This window comes from Microbacterium sp. BE35, assembly GCF_031457705.1.
Lineage (GTDB): Bacteria > Actinomycetota > Actinomycetes > Actinomycetales > Microbacteriaceae > Microbacterium > Microbacterium trichothecenolyticum.
Genome location: NZ_JAVDXD010000001.1, coordinates 758333 through 776416, shown reverse-complemented (window position 1 = coordinate 776416; position 18084 = coordinate 758333). Strand labels below are relative to the sequence as shown.

The 18084-nt window shown below is 71.7% G+C and carries 18 protein-coding genes; 10 read left to right on the top strand and 8 right to left on the bottom strand.

The window, feature by feature from the left end; translation table 11 throughout:
• Positions 1-5: 5 nt before the first annotated feature.
• From J2Y46_RS03360 to J2Y46_RS03350, 3 genes are all read right to left on the bottom strand, one after another.
• Positions 6-1373, bottom strand: coding sequence for a glucose-6-phosphate dehydrogenase (locus J2Y46_RS03360; protein ID WP_310240219.1), 1368 nt, complete (start codon positions 1371-1373; stop codon positions 6-8).
• Positions 1374-1593: 220 nt separating this feature from the next.
• Positions 1594-2703: an ABC transporter permease gene (locus J2Y46_RS03355; RefSeq protein ID WP_045299309.1), complete on the bottom strand. Its 1110-nt coding sequence runs from the start codon at positions 2701-2703 to the stop codon at positions 1594-1596.
• On the bottom strand, positions 2700-3584 hold the full coding sequence (locus tag J2Y46_RS03350) for an ABC transporter ATP-binding protein (protein ID WP_045299307.1): 885 nt from the start codon (positions 3582-3584) through the stop codon (positions 2700-2702). The genes J2Y46_RS03355 and J2Y46_RS03350 overlap by 4 nt, the downstream gene beginning before the upstream one ends.
• Positions 3585-3808: 224 nt before the next feature.
• On the opposite strand from J2Y46_RS03350, the gene J2Y46_RS03345 reads away from it, so the two are divergent.
• Positions 3809-4378, top strand: coding sequence for an NADPH-dependent FMN reductase (locus J2Y46_RS03345; protein WP_045299305.1), 570 nt, complete (start codon positions 3809-3811; stop codon positions 4376-4378).
• A 15-nt stretch (positions 4379-4393) separates the two neighbouring features.
• Here the strand turns inward: J2Y46_RS03345 and J2Y46_RS03340 are convergent, their stop codons facing one another.
• The 3 genes from J2Y46_RS03340 to J2Y46_RS03330 are packed head-to-tail and all read right to left on the bottom strand — an operon-like array spanning position 4394 to position 6642.
• Entirely contained in the window at positions 4394-4579 is a 186-nt protein-coding gene (locus J2Y46_RS03340; RefSeq protein WP_310240216.1) for a hypothetical protein, read from the bottom strand.
• Positions 4580-4630: 51 nt separating this feature from the next.
• Positions 4631-5365 (bottom strand): response regulator transcription factor, encoded by a 735-nt coding sequence (locus J2Y46_RS03335; RefSeq protein ID WP_310240214.1) that lies wholly within the window; start codon positions 5363-5365, stop codon positions 4631-4633.
• Positions 5362-6642, bottom strand: coding sequence for a sensor histidine kinase (locus J2Y46_RS03330; protein WP_052676783.1), 1281 nt, complete (start codon positions 6640-6642; stop codon positions 5362-5364). The genes J2Y46_RS03335 and J2Y46_RS03330 overlap by 4 nt, the downstream gene beginning before the upstream one ends.
• Positions 6643-6826: 184 nt before the next feature.
• Between J2Y46_RS03330 and J2Y46_RS03325 the strand changes: the two genes are divergently transcribed.
• The 4 genes from J2Y46_RS03325 (at position 6827) to J2Y46_RS03310 (ending at position 9594) form a co-directional block, all read left to right on the top strand.
• Positions 6827-7684 (top strand): oxygenase MpaB family protein, encoded by an 858-nt coding sequence (locus tag J2Y46_RS03325; protein WP_310240212.1) that lies wholly within the window; start codon positions 6827-6829, stop codon positions 7682-7684.
• A gap of 105 nt (positions 7685-7789) precedes the next feature.
• Positions 7790-8227 carry a VOC family protein gene (locus J2Y46_RS03320; RefSeq protein ID WP_310240210.1) on the top strand — a complete coding sequence of 146 codons (438 nt, stop codon included), beginning with the start codon at positions 7790-7792 and terminating at the stop codon, positions 8225-8227.
• Complete coding sequence (locus tag J2Y46_RS03315; protein WP_310240208.1) at positions 8228-8947, top strand: helix-turn-helix domain-containing protein; 720 nt, start codon at positions 8228-8230, stop codon at positions 8945-8947.
• Positions 8948-8976: 29 nt separating this feature from the next.
• Positions 8977-9594, top strand: a complete 618-nt coding sequence (locus J2Y46_RS03310) for a dihydrofolate reductase family protein (protein WP_310240207.1) — start codon at positions 8977-8979, stop codon at positions 9592-9594.
• A 112-nt stretch (positions 9595-9706) separates the two neighbouring features.
• On the opposite strand, the gene J2Y46_RS03305 is transcribed toward J2Y46_RS03310, so the two are convergent.
• Positions 9707-11572 carry a sigma-70 family RNA polymerase sigma factor gene (locus J2Y46_RS03305; protein WP_310240204.1) on the bottom strand — a complete coding sequence of 622 codons (1866 nt, stop codon included), beginning with the start codon at positions 11570-11572 and terminating at the stop codon, positions 9707-9709.
• Positions 11573-11853: 281 nt separating this feature from the next.
• A complete protein-coding gene (locus J2Y46_RS03300; RefSeq protein ID WP_045299298.1) occupies positions 11854-12693 on the bottom strand; it encodes an exodeoxyribonuclease III in 840 nt (279 codons plus the stop codon).
• Positions 12694-12829: 136 nt separating this feature from the next.
• Here J2Y46_RS03300 and J2Y46_RS03295 point away from each other — a divergent pair, with 136 nt between their 5' ends.
• From J2Y46_RS03295 to J2Y46_RS03275, 5 genes are all read left to right on the top strand, one after another.
• Positions 12830-15082 carry a hypothetical protein gene (locus J2Y46_RS03295; protein WP_310240202.1) on the top strand — a complete coding sequence of 751 codons (2253 nt, stop codon included), beginning with the start codon at positions 12830-12832 and terminating at the stop codon, positions 15080-15082.
• Between the two features lie 39 nt (positions 15083-15121).
• Positions 15122-15871 (top strand): hypothetical protein, encoded by a 750-nt coding sequence (locus J2Y46_RS03290; protein WP_310240200.1) that lies wholly within the window; start codon positions 15122-15124, stop codon positions 15869-15871.
• 53 nt (positions 15872-15924) lie between these two features.
• Positions 15925-16503, top strand: coding sequence for an orotate phosphoribosyltransferase (gene pyrE, locus J2Y46_RS03285; RefSeq protein WP_045299293.1), 579 nt, complete (start codon positions 15925-15927; stop codon positions 16501-16503).
• A 78-nt stretch (positions 16504-16581) separates the two neighbouring features.
• Positions 16582-17172 carry a carboxymuconolactone decarboxylase family protein gene (locus tag J2Y46_RS03280; protein ID WP_045299291.1) on the top strand — a complete coding sequence of 197 codons (591 nt, stop codon included), beginning with the start codon at positions 16582-16584 and terminating at the stop codon, positions 17170-17172.
• A 10-nt stretch (positions 17173-17182) separates the two neighbouring features.
• Positions 17183-18070, top strand: coding sequence for an RNA polymerase sigma-70 factor (locus tag J2Y46_RS03275; protein WP_310240197.1), 888 nt, complete (start codon positions 17183-17185; stop codon positions 18068-18070).
• Positions 18071-18084: the final 14 nt, after the last annotated feature.

Sequence of the window (18084 nt, the reverse complement as noted above, 5' to 3'; positions counted from 1 at the left end):
ACCGGTCAGGGCAGCACCGGCCAGCCGGCGGGGCCGGGCGACCCCGCCGGATACTCGTCGAGCGGCACGTCGCCGGCGCGCCAGGCCGCCAGCACGGGGTCGACGATGCGCCACGACTCCTCGGCCGCGTCGCCGCGCACCGCGAGGGTCGCGTCGGCGTCGAGGATGCCCGACAGCACCTCGCCATAGGCCCTGAGCGCGCCCTCGCCGAGGTCGGCTTCGAGCAGCGCCCGCTCGAGTTCGAACGGGTCGTCGCCGCCGTTGACGTTGAGTTCGAGCTCCATCCGGTCGGGGCCGAGGGAGAAGCGCAGCACGGAGCCGGGCGCCGCCCCGGTGAGGCCCTCGGGGACGTGGTTCACGGGACGGAAGGTCACCACGACCTCGCCGTCCTTGCCGGCGAGCGCCTTGCCCGACCGCAGGGTGAACGGCACGCCTTTCCACCGCTCGTTGCGCACCTCGCACGTGACCTCGGCGAGCGTCTCCGTGCCGAGCGACGGATCGACGCCGGGCTCGTCCGTGTACGCCGGAAGCTCTCTGTTCCCCGCCCGTCCGGCCGTGTACCGCGCCCGCCGCGAGGCCTTCGCCGGATCGTCGCCCCACACGCGGGTCGCGCGCAGCACCGCGGCCGTCGCATCGCGGAAGTCCCGCTCGTGCAGCGTCGCCGGCGGCTCCATCGCGAGCACCGCCATCACCTGCAGCAGGTGGCTCTGGATCATGTCGACGAGCGCGCCCGCCCGGTCGTAGTAGCCGGCGCGGCCCTCGAGGCCGAGCGTCTCGTCGTAGCGGATGACCACCGATGCGACGTCCTGCGCGCGCCACACCGGCGCGAAGACGCGGTTCGCGAAGCGCACGCCCAGGAGGTTCAGCGTCGTCGACCGGCCCAGGAAGTGGTCGATGCGGAACACCTGCTCCTCGGGCACGAGACGGGCGAGCGTCGAGTTCAGCGCGTGGGCGCTCGCCTGGTCGACGCCGAACGGCTTCTCGAGCGCGAGCACCGTGCCCTCGGGGATGTCGACGCCGACGAGCGCCTCGCACGCGGCCTTCGCGACCGCGGGCGGCACGGCGAAGTACAGGGCGATCCGTCCGTCATGGTCGGCGAGCAGCCGCTCGAGGTCCTTCGCATCGGTGATGTCGGCACGCGCGTACGTCGTGTCGGCGACAGCGTCGAATGCGTCGGCGAACCCGGCCGACTCGAAGGACGCGCGCACCGTCTGCCGCCAGCGCTCGTCGTCCCAGTCATCGATGCCGGCGCCGCGCAGGCGCACCGAGCGCTGCGGCTCCCGAGCGAGCAGCTGGCCGAGCGCGGGCAGCAGCAGCCGCGAGGTGAGGTCGCCCGAGGCGCCCAGGATGAGCAAGGTGGTCTGCGCCGACATGCGATTCACGCTACCCACGCACCCTCGCTGTGGGCAGGGGCTTGCGCCCGTGCGCGTTGCGCGACCGCCCGCATCGTGTGCTCGCACCCAGGACACGCGTTGTGCGCGCGCAGACCCTATGCGCTCGGCCGGAGCACACGAAGAGTGCAGAGGACAGAGGGATGCTGCGGCCCGGCGCAGTGCGCCGGGCCGCAGCATCCCTCATCCGATGTGACCCGGGTCAGCCGGCGAGGGCCTCCGAGAGCTTCACCCGGCCGCCCATGCGCAGCAGCGAGTTCTCGTAGATGCGGGCGGCGATGAGGATCGCCGCGACGCACGTCGCCATGAGGATCACGATCGACAGCAGCGGCTCCCACCACTGCGCCTGCCCGAGGAAGATGCGCATCGGCATGCCGACCGGCGCCGAGAACGGCACGTACGACATGATCGCGAGCACCAGCGGGTTGTCGTTGAAGAAGATGACGAGGAAGTACGGCGCCATCACGAGCATCGTCAGCGGCATCGTGGTCGAGCCGATGTCCTCCTGGCGCGACACCATCGAGGCGGCCGCCGCGAACAGCGACGCCAGCAGGATGAAGCCGAAGAGGAAGAAGATCGCGAACCAGGCGATCGGGGCGCCGAGGCCCTGCAGCAGCGCTGTCTGGTCGGTCACCGTGAGGCCGATGATCGCGATCGCGGCGAGGATCAGGATCTGGCCCATCGCGAGCACCGTGTTGCCGATGACCTTGCCGGCCAGCAGCGACCGCACCGGGATCGCCGAGATGAGCAGCTCGACCACGCGGGTCTGCTTCTCTTCGACGACGCTCTGCGCGATCGTGCCGCCGAACAGCGACGCGGCGAGCAGGAACACGATGCCGAAGCCGATCGCGGCGATGTAGCCGAGTGCCGCGTTCCCCTCCTCGGGAGCGAGCAGCTCGACCGGCGGCACCTGCGCGAGCTGCAGCATCAGCGACGTGGGAGCGGACGACTCCGCGACGATCGCGAACCCGAGCGGCGACGACGAGTCGCCCACGACGGCGGCGTCGACCTCGCCGTCCTTCACGAGCGCTTCGGCGGCGGCACGGTCTGCGACGTCCGTGACGTCGAGGCCCTCGGCCTGGGCGACGTACTGCTGCGCGTCGGCGGTCACCGCGACGGGCGTGCCGCTGTTGTTCGCCGCCTGGAAGCCGCCCCAGATGACGATGGCCAGCGCGCCGATGAACAGGATGGCCGTCGAGATGACGAACGCCTTGCTGCGCAGCTTCGAGCCGATCTCACGCTCGGCGACGAGCCAGATCGCCTGGCCTGCGCCCAGCGTGCTCCCGCCGCGGCGGGTGTCGGTGGTGCTCACTGGATGACCTCCTTGAAGATCTGGGCGAGGGACGGATGCTGCGGCGCGAAGCTCGCGACATCCCCGTTCGCGACGGCCCGGCGCAGCACCCGCTGCGCGGTCTCGTCGCTGTCGGCGTCGAACACGGCGTAGCCGCCGTCGAAGTCGAGCACCTCGACGCCGGGCTCGCTGCGCAGCCACCCGGCGTCGCCGGCCGAGACGAGCTCGAAGCGGCGGGTCGAGTGCTGCGCGCGGAGGGCGTCACGGGCGCCGGCCGCGCGGATCGTGCCGCCGGCGATGATCACGAGGTCGTCGCACAGGCGCTCGACGACGTCCAGCTGGTGCGACGAGAACAGCACGGCGGCGCCGGCCGCGGCGCGCTCCTGCAGCACCTCCGCCACGACGTCGACCGCGAGCGGGTCGAGACCGGAGAACGGCTCGTCGAGGATCAGCACCTGCGGGTCGTGCACGAGCGCGGCGGCGATCTGCGCGCGCTGCTGGTTGCCGAGCGAGAGCGTCTCGACGTTGTCGTTCAGGCGCTCACCGAGCCCGAGCTGCTCGAGCAGCGCGCGAGCGCGGGTCGAGGCATCCGTCTTCGAGAACCCGTGCAGGCGCGCGAGGTACGTGATGTGCTCGTGCACCTTCATCTTCGGGTAGAGCCCGCGTTCCTCGGGCATGTAGCCGAAGCGGCGGCGGTCGGTGGCCGTCACCTCGGCGCCGTCGAGGGTGACGGTGCCAGCATCCCCGGCGAGCACCCCCAGCACGATCCGCATGGTGGTGGTCTTGCCCGCGCCGTTCCCGCCGACGAAGCCGGTCAGCCGGCCGGGCCGCACGTCGAACGACACGTCGTCGAGCACGCGGCGCCCTCCGTAGCTCTTGCCGATACCGCGAAGCTGCAGCATCCCTGTCTCCTCTCGATCCCCCCTGCAACAGACGCTACGGACGGGAGGGCTGGGCGTCCTCCCCCGTGGGGCGGATTCGAGCTTCCTCCGCCGCGCGGGGGAGGGGGGTGGATGAGAGATCTTTCATGCACCGGAATAGAAGGGGCGTGCATGTGCTTGCATGGATGTGGAACGTCCACGGTGGTCCCCACCGGGGACGCCTTTGTTTTTCAAGGAGAACCCACATGTCCGAGCGGACCATCGGCTACATCGTCGGCAGCATCTCGTCGACCTCCATCAACCGTCGTCTCGCGAAGGCGCTCGAGCGTCTCGCTCCGGAGGGCACCACCCTCGTCGAGATCCCGATCAAGGACCTCCCCTTCTACTCTCCCGACTTCGACGCCGACTTCCCCCAGGTCGCCCGCGACTTCAAGCAGGCCATCGCCGACGTCGACGGCGTCATCATCATCACGCCGGAGTACAGCCGCTCGATCCCCGGCGTGCTGAAGAACGCCCTCGACTGGTCGGCCCGCCCGTGGGGCCAGGGCTCGTTCGACGGCAAGCCCACCGCCGTCATCGGCACCTCGGGCGGCGGCATCGCCACCGCGGCCGCGCAGCAGCACCTCAAGGCGATCCTGAGCCACTACAACGCTCCGACGCTCGGCCAGCCCGAGGGCTACGTGCAGACCACGCCCGGGCTCTTCACCGAGGCCGGCGAGGTCACCAACGAGCAGACCGCCGACTTCCTCGTCGGCTACCTCCAGGCCTTCGGCGCCCTGGTCGACCGCTACGCCGCGGTCCCCGTCGCCGCCTGATCCCCCCGGTCGGCCTCACCCCGGGCCGATGACCCGTTCCAGCACCCCGGATGCCCCGGCCTGGCGCCCCTCGCGGCGCCGGTCCGGGGCATCCGTCATTCCCGCCGCCCCGCCGTCGCCGGCCGCCCCGTGCTCGTCGACCGGGCGCCCCGCGCTCGTCGACCGGGCGCCCCGCAGTTCCGCAGTCACATTCGGCGACATCCCGACCCCAAGGGGCCACCAATTCTGACTGCGGAGCAGAGGTGGCACAGGTCAGGCGAGGCCGTGGCGGTGGGCGTAGACGACGGCGGCGACGCGGTCGCGGGCGCCGAGCTTCTGCAGCACGTTCGAGACGTGCGTCTTCACGGTGGCCTCGCCGATGTAGAGCCGCTGGGCGATCTCGGCGTTGCTGAGCGCCTGCGCCACGAGCTGCAGCACCTCCGCCTCGCGGTCGGTGAGCTCGACCGCGGGCGCCTCGACAGGCTCCGCAAGCGCCCGGCCCGGCGCCCGCCGCACGACCGGTTCCTGAGCTGCCGCCCCCTCGTAGGCCTGCCGAAGGGCGAACGGCTCCGCGCCCGCGCCCGCGCGCTGGGTGAAGCGGGCGATCACGCGGCGCGTCACCTCAGGGGCCAGCAGGGCGTCGCCGGCGGCCGCCACCCGCACGGCCGAGATGAGCTCCTCGGGGCCGGCGTTCTTCAGCAGGAACCCGCTCGCGCCGGCGGCGAGCGCGTCGAACAGGTAGTCGTCGCGGTCGAAGGTCGTCACCACGACCACCGCCGCCTCCGGCGACGAGTCGCCGACGATGCGCCGGGTCGCCTCGAGGCCGTCCATGTCCGGCATCTGCACGTCCATGCAGATCACGTCGGGACGCAGATCGGATGCTGCCGCCACCGCCTCCACGCCGGTCGACGCCTCACCCACCACGGTGATGTCACCCGCCGATTCGAGGATCATCCGGAAGCCGGCGCGCATCACGGCGTGGTCGTCCACGAGCAGCACGCGGATCACGCGCCGACCGCCCCGGCCGGCACTGCCAGGGGCACGCGCAGGCGCACGAGGAACCCGCCGCGGGCGCGTGGCGCTGCCTCGAGCTCCCCGCCCGAGGAGGCCGCCCGCTCGCGCATGCCGACGAGGCCGAGGCCCGGCCGCATCGATGCGGCGACGGCGCGGCCGGTGTTCACGACCTCGAGCTCGACGGCGTCGAGGGCGTAGCGCAGACGGACGTCGGCGGCAGCATCCGGTCCGCCGTGGCGTCGTGCGTTCGTGAGCGCCTCCTGGGCGACGCGGAACACGTTCACCTGCACGAGCTCGGGCAGGTCGACCGGGTCGCCGACGATCGTGAGCGTCGTGGGCAGGCCGTTGTCGTTGGCGTGGGCGACGAGTTCGCTGAGAGCCGAGAGGTGCACCGTGGATGCGCCATCGGCGTCGCCGCCCGAAGTGCGGAGGGTCTCGAGCAGCTGGCGCAGCTCGACGAGCGCGGAGCGGGCGGACGCCTCGACTCCGAGCAGCGCGGTGCGCGCAGCATCCGGATCCTGGTCCAGCACGGCGCGCGCGGCACCAGCCTGGACGCCCATCGCCGAGACGTGGTGCGCCACGACGTCGTGCAGCTCCCGGGCGATGCGCACACGGTCGAGCGCCACGGCCTGGGCGGCGGTGACCTCGCGCTCGCGCTCGAGCTCCCGCGTGCGCTCCTCGAGCACCGCGCGCGCCATCGCCGCGGCGTAGGCGCGATCGCCCATGTAGTACGCGCCGCCGAAGAATCCGGCGTTGATGAGCAGCTGGATGAGCATCATCGCCGCGAACGGCGAGAACAGCCCCGCCCTCGACAGGCTCTCGTCGGACGGATCGATCGCCGCCTGGAACATCGTGATGAGCAGCCACACGAACATCGCCACGATCACGCCGACGCGCACCCACATCGCGCGGCGGCGGTCGTCGACCCAGGCGCCGACGGTGTACATCGCGATGAACATGGCGATGTTCGAGACATAGAGGTCGGGGATGCGGAAGGTCACGCCCACGAAGAACACCACGGCGATCGCGACGACGACCAGCTCGGGGAAGCGCCGCCGCACCGCCAGCGGGGCGGTGAGCCCGAGGCTGTACAGCAGTGCCCACTGCATGCCGGCGGTGGCGTCGGCGCCGTAGATCCCGGCGACCGAGCCGAGCGCAGTGCTGATCACGGCGGCGACGAAGAGGGCACCCGCGAGCCAGACGTCGTTGCGCAGCTCGCCCGCGGTCGGCGCCGGGCGCCGCACCGGGTGTGCGGAAGGCAGGTCGGACATCCCCCCACGCTACGGGGGCGCCGGTCCCGCGGCATCCCCCGCGAGACGGAGAACCGGGCCCCCGCGCACCCTCCAGACGCCGTCGGCGCGTCGCCCGGAGCTTCGGGGCGCGCAAGCCCGCTGTGTCCCGGGGCCCGTGCCGAGTAAGTTAGCGAGCGTTCACCTCGCGTCGACAGGGGACCTCGTGCACGACCGCAACGCGGGGCTCGACCCCGAGACCCAGTTCGTCGAGATCTATCGCAACCTCGGCACCTACGACTTCGCGTGGGACCTGAACCAGTCGCTGAGCTTCGCGCTGTTCCGCACCTACGCGGTGCCGACGATCGGGCGCCTGCTCGACGAGACGGGCGAGTTCGAGCGCGCGACGCAGAAGCGGTACGACGACACCTCGCTGCTGCTCGAGGTGCCGCTTCTCGAGGGATTCGACACTCCTCGCGGTCGCGCGGCGATCCGGCGCATCAACCAGATGCACCGCATGTACGACATCTCGAACGACGACATGCGGTACGTGCTGTCGACGTTCGTCGTCGTGCCGGTGCGCTGGCTGCACGCATTCGGGTGGCGCCCGCTCACCCCCGACGAGCGGCTCGCGTCGGTGCGGTACTACCAGAGCCTCGGCCGCCACATGGGCATCACGGACATCCCCAGGACCTACCCGGAGTTCGCCACGGTGATGGACGAGTACGAGCGCGCGCACTTCGCGTACGACGCGGCGTCGGCGCGTGTCGCAGATCGCACCCTGGCGCTGCTGGTCTCGTTCTACCCGCGGCTCTTCGCCCCTGTCGTGGAGGTCTTCAGCCGGGCGCTCATGGATCCGCCCTTGCTGCGGGCCTTCGGCTACCGCGAGCCGGGGCGGATCGCGCGTCGCCTCGCCGCGGGCGCGCTCCGCCTGCGAGCCCGGGCGGTCGCGGTGCTGCCGAAGCGCCGCACCCCGCTCCACGTGATCGATCTGCCCCGCATCCGCAGCTATCCGAACGGCTTCGACATCGAGCAGATGGGGACGTTCGCGCCCGGCTGTCCCGTGCCGCACGGGAAGCCGTGAGGCGCAGCATCCGGGTTTACTTGCTATTGACAAGCGCGCTTGCTTTTTGCAACTATTCTCGTGTCGGCGGTCCGGTCGACGCCCACGGTCAGAAGGAGCAAGGCAATGACGCACATCTTCGTCAACATCCCGACGAACGACCTCGAGCGCTCGAAGGCGTACTACACCGCCCTCGGCTGCGCACTGAACCCGCTCTTCACCGACGAGAACGCCGCGTGCATCGTGTGGAGCGACCAGATCTTCTTCATGGTCCTCACGAAGGAGTACTTCGCGACGTTCACCGACAAGGAGTTCGCCGACCCGAAGACGCACGCCCAGGTGCTGCTGTCGCTCAGCCGCGAGACCCGCGAGGACGTCGACCGGATCGTCGAGGCGGGCGTCGCCGCCGGCGGCACCGCACCGGGCGAGCCGCAGGACTTCGGCTTCATGTACGCGCGCGACCTCATCGACCCGGACGGCAACGGCGTCCAGTTCATGTGGATGGACCCCGAGGCGGCCGCCAAGGGTCCCGAGGCCTACATGGCGGAGCAGGCGCAGGCGTAGATGGCGTCCCGCAGCTACGGGCAGTACTGCGGGGTCACGACGGCCGTCGAGCTGATCGGCGAGCGGTGGGCGCTGCTCATCATCCGCGATCTGCTCGTCGGCCCCCGTCGCTACACCGACCTCAAGCAGGGGCTGCCCAAGATCCCGACCAACATCCTCTCCACGCGGCTCAAGGAGCTGCAGGAGGGCGGTGTCGTGCGCCGCGTCCCGCTGCTGCACTGCGGGCTCGTGTACGAGCTGACACCGTACGGGCGCGAGCTCGAGCCGATCGTGCTCGCCCTCGGCCGGTGGGGATTCCAGGAGATGGGCGACCCGCAGCCCGAGGACGTCGTGACGGCGGACTCGCTCACGATGGCGCTGCGAACGGCATTCCAGACGGATGCTGCGGCCACCCTGCCGCCCGCCGACTACGAGCTGCACGTGGCCGACGTCGTGCTGCGCGTGCAGGTCGACGCGTCGGGCCTCCGCATCGCGCAGCTCCAGCCGGCCGGACGGCCGATCGACCCGCGGCTCGGCACGCAGGCTTCGACCTCGGGTGAGCCCGATCTCGTGTTCGCGGCAGGGCCCGGCATCCGTCGCCTCATCTCGGGCGAACTGACGCCGGCCGCTGCGATCGACCAGGAAGTGCTGGCGATCGTCTCCGGCGACGGAACCCTGCTCGAACGCTTCGCCCGGACATTCCACATCCCCATCGACCCCGGGGTCGTGCTCGTCGCCTGAGCCCGCCCCGCCAATGGAAGGAGGCGGCCATGACCGGTCGCATCTACATCGACCTGTTCACCACCCTCGACGGCGTCGCGCAGGCGCCGGGCGGGCCGGAGGAGGACCCCTCGAACGGCTTCCCCTACGGCGGCTGGCAGGCTCCGTTCCCCGACGAGACCATCGGCGCCTCGATCGGGAAGGGGATCGCCGAGCTCGACGCGCTGCTGCTCGGGCGGCGGACCTACGACATCTTCGCCGGCTACTGGCCGCACCAGTCCGGCAAGATCGCCGACGCCCTGAACGGCGCACCGAAGTACGTCGCCTCGCGGGGTCTGCCCACCCTCGAGTGGGAGGGGTCGTCGCAGCTCGGCATGGACCTCACCAGAGAGGTCGAGGCGCTGCGCGAGAAGCACGAGAGCATCCACGTCATCGGCAGCGTCGACTTCGTGCAGACCCTCCTGAAGGAGCAGCTGTTCGACGTGCTGACGCTGTGGGTGTACCCGGTCGTGCTCGGGCAGGGCAAGAAGGTGTTCCCCGAAGGCGCGCATCCCGCCAACGTCCGGCTGCTCGAGCCGGCGGTGACGGGCCCTCTGGGCGTGCTGCAGCTGCGGTACGGGCCGGCGCCGGGCGAGCCGCAGACCGGCGAGATGGGCCCCGAGGACTGAGAGCGCGTCGAGTGCTCCAGGCGCAGGTGCCGGAGCGCCCTCCGCTCAACGAGCGGGAATCCCTGTCGAGCGAGCGGGACGAGACGCCCAGGAGGCGGTCGCGAACCCCGGGTCAGCGCGTCGCGCGGATCGTGACCGTCGCGAGGCGGCCCTCGCGGCCGGAGGCCGGATCCACGTAGCGGAGGCCGATCACGTGCTCGCCGGGCGCCAGGTCGTGCACCACACGGAGGAGCGGTGTGCCCGTGAGGACGTGGAGGTTGCCCGTCCAGGCGCCGTCGACCGAGACCTCGACGGTCTGGGCGCGCCGGCCGTCGAGCAGCAGGTAGAGGTCGTCGGCGCGGCCGTCGAAATCCGCGTCCTGCAGCGGCGCGTCGAGGGATCCGTTCGAGGCGGTCACCGTGGGCACCGGGAGCGTGAACGGGCCGATCGCGGGGCTCGGGGCCGAAGGCTCAGCACCCGGCGCCGTCTGGACCGCGCGCACCGTCAGGCCGACGTGCAGCAGGTCGCCGGGGACCACCGCCGAGAACCGCCCGTCGGTGCCGACGGCGGTCGTCGCGAGGGTCGCGCCCGTCTCGTCGATCAGCGCGACGGAGGAACCCGGTGTGCCTGAGCCGGCGATCGCCGTCGGAACCGGCGCATCGAGGTCGCGGGCCGCGTCGAGCGCGGGGGAAGCGCTGACGACGGGATCCGGGTCGGGGATCGGGGTCGGAGCGGGAGCCGGCGCCGGCTGCGGTGCAGGCGACGGGCTCGTGGCCACGGGCGCGGTCGGCTGCGGCGCCGGTGCGGGCTGCGCTCGCGGCCCGGGTGCGGGCTCCGGAACCGTCTCGAACGCCCCGTCCTCCGGCACGACAGCGGGTTCGGCCGGTTCGGCCACGACATCCTCCGGCGCGGTCACCGGGTCGGCGGCAGCATCCGTCCTCCCGTCCGTCTCGACGGCAGACGCGGTTTCGTTCCCTGGCGCACTCCACGACGGCGCGAGTGCGATCGCGACCGCCGCGGCGGCGGCCACGGCCACCACGCACACGCCGATCGCGATCCCCGTGAGGGGAAGGGCGGCAGTGCCGGCGCCCCCCGCGCCGGCACTCCCGCCAGAGGCGCCCCAGACGCCTGTTTCCCCAGAGCCGGACGCCCCGCCACCCCCGGTGGGCGTTCCGGCGATCACCGCTGCCACGGCCGGAGTGGCATCGGCGGTATAGGCGAGGGCACCAGCCCCGCCGAGGACGAGAGGCAGCAGCACCATGCGGAGCTTCTGCGAGACATGCTCGATGTCGGCCGCGACGATGCGGCAGGCCCGGCAGGTGCGCAGGTGGGCGTCGAGGCGCCGGCGATCCGTGCGCGTGACTGCCTTGCGCTCGCTCGCGACGAGCAGCTCGCACACCCAGCGGCACTCCGCGGGCCGTGCGGGGTCGCTGATGTGGGCCTGCAGCCACGCCTGCTTGAAGCCTTCCCGCGCACGATACGCGAGGGCCGACACCGCGTTGGCGCTCAAGCCGAGCAGCGGCGCGACCTCGCGCGGCTTCATGCCCTCGACCTCGAGGTACCAGAGAAGCGTCCGCCACCGGGCAGGAAGCTCCCGGAACGCCTGCGCGAGCACGGAGCGGTCGGCCACGAGCTCGGCGAACTCCGCGGCCGAGTCCGCGGACCGCTCGTCGAGATCGTCCAAGGGCGTCTCGGCGGTGCGGCGCCCCCATGACGCGGCGACGTTGCGGATGGTGGCGAACAGGTATGGCCGGAAGCCGTCCTGGGGGCCTCCGCCTCTGCGGATCGTGGAGAGGATCGAGGTGAACGCTTCCGACACCAGATCGTCGGCGTCGACGTTCGGGCTCACCGCCCGCGCCGCGCTGCGCGCGCTCGCGACGTGACGCTCCCAGAGCGCGGCGTAGGCCGCGTCGTCGCCGGCGCGCGCCGCCGCGACGAGGTCCTCGTCGGAGCGCTCGGCAAGCGGGCCGTCGATGACGGCGCTCGGGTGGGTGGACACTTCTCTCCTCGCCGGGGGGGCTTCGGATATCAGCCGGCCGCGGAGCGGTGACGGCGTGATGACGCGCTCCGGTCAGCTCCTCGAGAGGGGCGTCCGGCATCGCGCGGAACGGGGGAACAACAGGCAAGACGACGCCGATGCGAGATCATGACGCGCGGCGCGAAGATTTTTCGCGGAGATTCTCTGGAGATCACGGATGCAACGGGTGGCGGCCGGCCCACGCGCCCAGAGGCTCCGCGCGACGCGCCGGCGGTGCGGGCAGAGGGCGTGGGGAACGGTTCTCAGAAGATCATCGGGCGATCGTCGTCGTCGGGGCCTTCGAGGTCGAGGTCGACGACGACCGGCACGTGGTCGCTCGGCGCCTCGCCCTTGCGCTCGTTGCGGTGGATCGTCGCACCCGTGACCGCGTCGGCGATCGCGTGCGAGCCGAGGATGAAGTCGATGCGCATGCCCTCGTTGCGAGGGAAGCGCAGCTGCTTGTAGTCCCAGTAGGTGTACCCGGTCGCCACGAGCGGGCGCACGACGTCCTGAAGGCCCGCCGCCTCGAGGGCGGCGAACGCCTCGCGCTCGGGCGGCGACACGTGGGTCGCGAAGCCCTGCACCACTGAGGGGTCGCCGTTGTCGGCATCGGTAGGGGCGATGTTGAAGTCGCCGACCAGTGCGAGGGCGAGGTCGGGGTTCACGGTCAGCGACTCCGCCGCGTACTGCTCGAGCGCCGACAGCCAGTCGAGCTTGTAGTAGTAGTGCGGGTCGCCCAGCGACCGCCCGTTGGGCACGTACAGGCTCCACACCTCGACGCCGCCGATGGTCGCGCCCATCGCCCGCGCCTCCTGCGGGGCGTCGGGGCCGTTGTGCCCCTTCTCGAAGCCGGGCATGCCGGGGAAGGCGGTGCGCACGTTCGTGAGCGGCTCACGGCTGGCGATGGCGACACCGTTCCACTGCGAGAACCCGTACGCCTCGACGTGGTAGCCGGCCTCTTCGAAGCGGTCGAACGGGAACTGCTCGGTCTTGCACTTGATCTCCTGCATGGCGAGCACGTCGATGTGCTCGCGCACCGCGAAGTCGACGATGCGGTCGACCCGCGCGCGGATCGAGTTGACGTTCCAGGTGGCCAGGCGCATGGGATCAAGCCTAGGCGGGGCGGCGGACGTCGAACGGCGCGGCGGGATCGCGCCACCCCTGGCGTATCAGCGCTCCGAGGAGGATTCTCCTTTCTGTCAGCGGCCGCGTCCGCGGTCGGGAAAGTGAGACCCCACCATGGACCACGACTGCGGCTGCGGCCACGCGGCCTCCGCGGCGCACGACGACATCCCACTCGAGTTCGACGCCGACGGCGAGCTCGTCACCGGGCCGATCATCCGGCCGGAGCTGCCGACCCGGCCGTGCCCCCTCGGCACGCTCGACGGCTCGTGGCTGCTCGAGCTCCAGCGGCGCACCGTTTTCGCCCCCGAGGTGCGCGGAGCGCTGCGCATCGAGGTCGGCGCGTCCTCGCTGCGCATCTCGGGCGACATGTACTCGCGGCGAGTCTTCCCGCCCGTGCTCGGCGAGGTGCAGCGCCCCGTCCCCATCCCGGATCCCGGGCCGGCCGCGGGCGCCGATGCCGCGCGCGATGTCGGCTCCGCGGACGAGATGGCGGTCTCGGACGTGCTGCCCGTGACTCGGCGCTCGTACCCGGCGTTCCCCAAGGCGGAGTACTCCTGGTACTTCCGCTCCAACGGCGCCACCTACGTCGACGGCACCCTCACCGTGCAGATCGTGCGCCACCTCTGGAACCGCACGACGCAGGAGTTCGTCTCCACCGACACCGGCACGCTCACCCTCCGCTGCCGGCGCCCGCTCGTGCTGGCGCCGGCGTCCGCGCTGGTGGTGCCCTCGCAGCGCATGACGGGGACGCTCTCGATCGGCGGCACCGTCAGCGACGTCACGGCGAGCAAGACGTCGCCGATGTACCGCGGGTGCCGCATCGAGGTGGATGCCATGGTCAACCGCGTGTTCCCGGCTTCCGCCACCATCGGTTCGGGGGCCGCGGCCAACGTGCGCTCGGTCTATGCGTCGGCCGGCTGGGACGTCACCGTCGTCACCGACGAGATCGACGTGCCGGACGACGCCGATCTCACGAACGCCGAGCTCGCGACCCTCATGTCGGGGCACCGCCAGACGGTGGCCGGTGAGCAGTGGCGGCTGTGGCTGTTCGTGGGCTCATCGCAGGGCGGCCTGTTCGGGATCATGTTCGACGACGACACCGTGCCACGCGAGGGCGCCGCGGGGTTCGCCGACGTGGTGCTCGGCAACGACTCGTTCATCGCCGCGGCGGCGCGCAACCGCCCGCTCGACGAGGTGCCGGCGGCGTTCCTGCGCACGCTGGTGCACGAGGCGGGGCACGCGTTCAACCTGTGGCACCCCAAGCACGACGTGCACAACCCGGGCATCGGCATCGAGATCATGAACCAGACGGGCGACGTCATGGGCTTCGCCACGGTCGCGAACCCTTACCCGGGCAACGCGGCGTTCGTGTTCTCGGAACACGACCGCACGTCGCTCATCCACTCGCCCGACCCGCAGGTGCGGCCAGGGTGGAAGAACTTCGGCTGGGGGCACGGCAATCTCTCGGCGGGGCTGCCGGCACCCGTCGACGTCGCAGGTCTCGCAGGAGACACGGGCGACGAGGCGCTGGAGCTGACGGTCACGATGCCCGCGCAGGCGTTCGTCGGCGAATACGTCACCGCCGAGGTCGCACTGACGAACGTGTCGGACCAGCCGCGCACGGTCACGACGCTGATCAACCTGTCGGAGGGCGACCTCGTGTTCCTCCACACGTCGCCCGACCACTCGCTCGAGCACCTCGTCGACGTCGCGATCGGGTGCGGTCCGCGGCCCACGACGGTGCTGCAGCCGGGGGAGTCGATCCGAGGCCACGTCCAGGTGTTCTTCACGAACCAGGGCGTGACCTTCACCGAGCCGGGACGCCACACGGTGGCCGCGCAGCTCGAGGTGGATCCGGTCACGACCGTGCGGTCGGCGCCGGTGACGATCGACGTGCGAGGACCCGGCTCGGAAGCAGAGGTCGACATCAGCGCGAAGACGCTCACGCCGGGTGTCGGGCGCGCGATCGCCCTGGGCGACTTCGCGACGGATGCCGCGGCCCGAAGTGTGCTGACGGACTTGGCCGAGCAGCACAGCGACACCGACACGGGCGCCGCCGGGGCGCTGGTGCTCGCGAACTCGCTGGCGCGTTCGTTCACCGACGTCCGCGCCCGCGGCGTGCGGGACGCGGCACCGGATGAAGCGGCGCACTTCCTCGAGCTGGCATTGGCCGGCCGGTCGGCCGAACGCGTCGCCGCTCTCGCTGTGACGGTTGCGAGCCCGACAGAGAAGAACGCGCCGGTCGTCGCCGACACGGTGGCGGCGCTCAAGGCGCGCACGAAGGGCGGTGCCCGTTCGGCCGCCGGGAAGGATGTCGCAGCGGCGGAGCAGATCGCCGAGGACTTCGTCTCGCCGCAGGGGCGCTGACCCGGTGACAACGGCGCTGCGCGGAGGAAGGATCGACGTGTGAGGTCCGATGCGCATGGCGGCGGGCTGGAGCTTCGGCTCCGGCTCCCCGCCGCGTCCGTTCCCCTCGATCGCGTCGCCTTCGCCGAGGTGGAGGTCGCGGCGGTCGGCGGTGCGGCGACCGTGAGCGCCCGGCTCAACCTCATCGAGGGCGACCTCGAGGTGGAGGTGACGGGGCCCGACAGTCGCGTCGCCCGTGCCACCTGGCCGTGGCCTGCCGACTCGGCGCCGCGCTCGATCGAGCTCGCCGCGGGGGAGCGCCTCGTCGCGGCGGTGCCGCTGGTGTCGCAGGGCAGCGAGCCGCTCTTCCCCGTTGCCGGTCGCTACGAGGTGGTGGCGCGCTTCGCCGTACGACCGGGCGAGACGATCACCTCGAACACGGGGGTGCTCGTGCGCACCGCGGGAGAGGACGCCGCGCTCGCCGCGGACCTCCGGGATCGCGATGTGGTGCAGAGCCTCCTGGGCGCGGGCGTCATCGGCGCCGCCGAGCCGGCGCTGGAGCGACTCGCCGAGTCGCAGGACCCCGGCACCGCCGCTGCCGCTCGTCTGGCGCTCTCGCGCACGGACGCCTGGGAGGGACCCGACGCCGACCCCGCGGTATCGCGAGCCGTGGCGGCGCTGCTGCCCCCGGGCGCCACCGGGCAGGACGAACGACGCGAGTCTGTCGCGTCCCGCGCGGCCCCGCGCGACGCCGCGATGCTCAGCGGGCGACCGGTCAAGGACGGAACCGACCCGGCTGTGGAAGACTGAGGCGCCATCAGCCATGAGCGGCGCCGGGGCGCAGCATCCGTAAAATCGAGGGCATGACCGCCGCCTCCACGCCGCAGCTCGAAGCCGACCGCCAGTATCTGATCGCGCTGATCCAGGACGAGGCGGTGTTCCACGGGGACTTCACCCTCTCGAGCGGCAAGAAGGCCACGTACTACGTCGACATGCGCAAGCTGACGCTCGACCACCGCGCTGCCCCGTCGATCGGCCGCATCATGCTCGATCTCATCCGCGACGTGGACGGCATCGTCGCCGTCGGCGGCCTGACCCTGGGCGCCGACCCGATCGCGAACGCGGTGATGCACGAGTCCGCGCGCACCCACAAGCCGCTCGACGCGTTCGTCGTGCGCAAGGAGCCGAAGGACCATGGCCGCGGACGCCAGGTGGAGGGGGCGGATGTCGCGGGCAAGCGCGTCGTCGTGCTCGAAGACACCTCGACCACTGGGCAGTCGGCGCTGAAGGCGGTCGAGGCGCTCCGCCGCGAGGGCGCCGAGCCCGTCGCCGTGGCCGTCATCGTCGACCGCAAGACCGGGGCGCAGGCGGCCGTCGAGGCCGAGGGCCTGCAGTGGCTCGCTGCCATCGACCTCGACGACCTGGGTCTCGACCCGCAGTAATCTCCAGGGGTGGCGTGTCACACGCCGGCGACGGCCGGTGTCTCCATGTCGAAGGACCGAATCGACAGGGAGGTAGACATGAGCAGCGACACCCGCATCCCCACCGCAGAGGTCACCGGCGTCTCCGGCGCGCTGATCAAAGCGGTCGCGAAGAAGATGGTCGGACGCGTGCCCGACTCGCTCGGCGTGCTCTGGCACCACCGCGGCGTGATGAAGGACTCGATGGGCATCGGCCAGAAGGTCGACGGCTGGCACGAGCTCGACCCGAGTCTCGCGACCTTCGCCGCGATGGCGTCGGCCGCGACCATCGGCTGCAGCTTCTGCCTCGACTTCAACTACTTCATGTCGCGTGACCGCGACGTGGACGCGGCGAAGGTGCGCGATGTGCCGCGGTGGCGGGAGTCCACCCTGTTCACGCCGCTCGAACGCCGCGTGATGGAGTACGCCGAGGCGGCGAGCCAGACGCCGCCCGCGGTGACCGACGAGCTGTCGGATGCGCTGCTCGAGGATCTCGGCCCCGCCGGGCTCGTCGAGTTGGCCGCACGGGTGGCGTTCATGAACATGTCGGCGCGGATGAACATCGCGCTCGGCATCCGTTCCGAGCACTTCGCGGATGCCTGCGGTCTCCCTCCGCTCGCCGCACGGCCCGCCGTCGGCGCTACCGCGTAGGCTCCCGGCCATGAGCACCGCCGCCGTCGACGACCCGTTCGTCACGCACCGGAGCCTGCTGTTCACCGTCGCGTACGAGATGCTCGGCTCGGCCGCCGACGCCGAGGACGTGCTGCAGGAGTCGTGGCTGCGGTGGGCGGCCGTCGACCACCGAACCGTTCAGGAACCGCGCGCCTACCTCGTGCGCATCGTGACGCGGCAGGCGCTGAACCACCTGCGCACGGTGTCGCGGCGCCGCGAGGACTACGTCGGCGAGTGGCTCCCCGAGCCGCTGCTCACGAGCCCCGACGTGGCCGACGACGTCGAGCTCGCCGAGAACCTCTCGATCGCGATGCTCACGGTCCTCGAGACGCTCGGTCCGGCCGAGCGGGCGGTGTTCGTGCTGCGCGAGGTGTTCGACGTGCCGTACGACGAGATCGCGGATGCCGTCGGCAAGACTCCTGCGGCCGTGCGGCAGATCGCGCACCGCGCGAAGGACCACGTCGCCGCGCGCCGCCCTCGCGTGACGGTCGGCCCCGCCGAGCACGAGGAGGTCGTGGAACGCCTCGTCGTCGCGCTCAACAGCGGCGACCTGCAGGGACTCATGGACGTGCTGGCCCCCGACGTCGTGTCGGTCGCCGACGGCGGCGGCAAGGTCCGCGGTGCGGCCCGCCGGCCGATCGTCGGCGCGGATCGGCTCGCGCGCTACCTCGTCGGCGGGATGGCGAAGGTCGAGGGCATTCTGGTGGCGTCGTCGACCTGGGTCAACGGGCAGCCCGGGGTGCGCATGGAGCTCGACGGCGTGCTCGTCGGCGTCGTCAGCCTGACCGTCGTGCAGGGGCGCATCACGCAGGTGTACTCGATCGCCAACCCCGAGAAGCTCGGACATGTCGATGCCGAGGCCGTGGTCGCCCGCTGAGCCGCCGGTACCGC

Bases quoted from the DNA above. Each gene is read 5' to 3' on its own strand.
- J2Y46_RS03350 (WP_045299307.1), bottom strand. From the start codon at position 3,584: ATGCTGCAGCTTCGCGGTATCGGCAAGAGCTACGGAGGGCGCCGCGTG.
- J2Y46_RS03360 (WP_310240219.1), bottom strand. From the start codon at position 1,373: ATGTCGGCGCAGACCACCTTGCTCATCCTGGGCGCCTCGGGCGACCTC.
- J2Y46_RS03275 (WP_310240197.1), top strand. From the start codon at position 17,183: ATGAGCACCGCCGCCGTCGACGACCCGTTCGTCACGCACCGGAGCCTG.
- pyrE (WP_045299293.1), top strand. From the start codon at position 15,925: ATGACCGCCGCCTCCACGCCGCAGCTCGAAGCCGACCGCCAGTATCTG.
- J2Y46_RS03320 (WP_310240210.1), top strand. From the start codon at position 7,790: ATGACGCACATCTTCGTCAACATCCCGACGAACGACCTCGAGCGCTCG.
- J2Y46_RS03280 (WP_045299291.1), top strand. From the start codon at position 16,582: ATGAGCAGCGACACCCGCATCCCCACCGCAGAGGTCACCGGCGTCTCC.
- J2Y46_RS03345 (WP_045299305.1), top strand. From the start codon at position 3,809: ATGTCCGAGCGGACCATCGGCTACATCGTCGGCAGCATCTCGTCGACC.
- J2Y46_RS03315 (WP_310240208.1), top strand. From the start codon at position 8,228: ATGGCGTCCCGCAGCTACGGGCAGTACTGCGGGGTCACGACGGCCGTC.
- J2Y46_RS03300 (WP_045299298.1), bottom strand. From the start codon at position 12,693: ATGCGCCTGGCCACCTGGAACGTCAACTCGATCCGCGCGCGGGTCGAC.
- J2Y46_RS03340 (WP_310240216.1), bottom strand. From the start codon at position 4,579: ATGTCGCCGAATGTGACTGCGGAACTGCGGGGCGCCCGGTCGACGAGC.
- J2Y46_RS03330 (WP_052676783.1), bottom strand. From the start codon at position 6,642: ATGTCCGACCTGCCTTCCGCACACCCGGTGCGGCGCCCGGCGCCGACC.
- J2Y46_RS03295 (WP_310240202.1), top strand. From the start codon at position 12,830: ATGGACCACGACTGCGGCTGCGGCCACGCGGCCTCCGCGGCGCACGAC.
- J2Y46_RS03310 (WP_310240207.1), top strand. From the start codon at position 8,977: ATGACCGGTCGCATCTACATCGACCTGTTCACCACCCTCGACGGCGTC.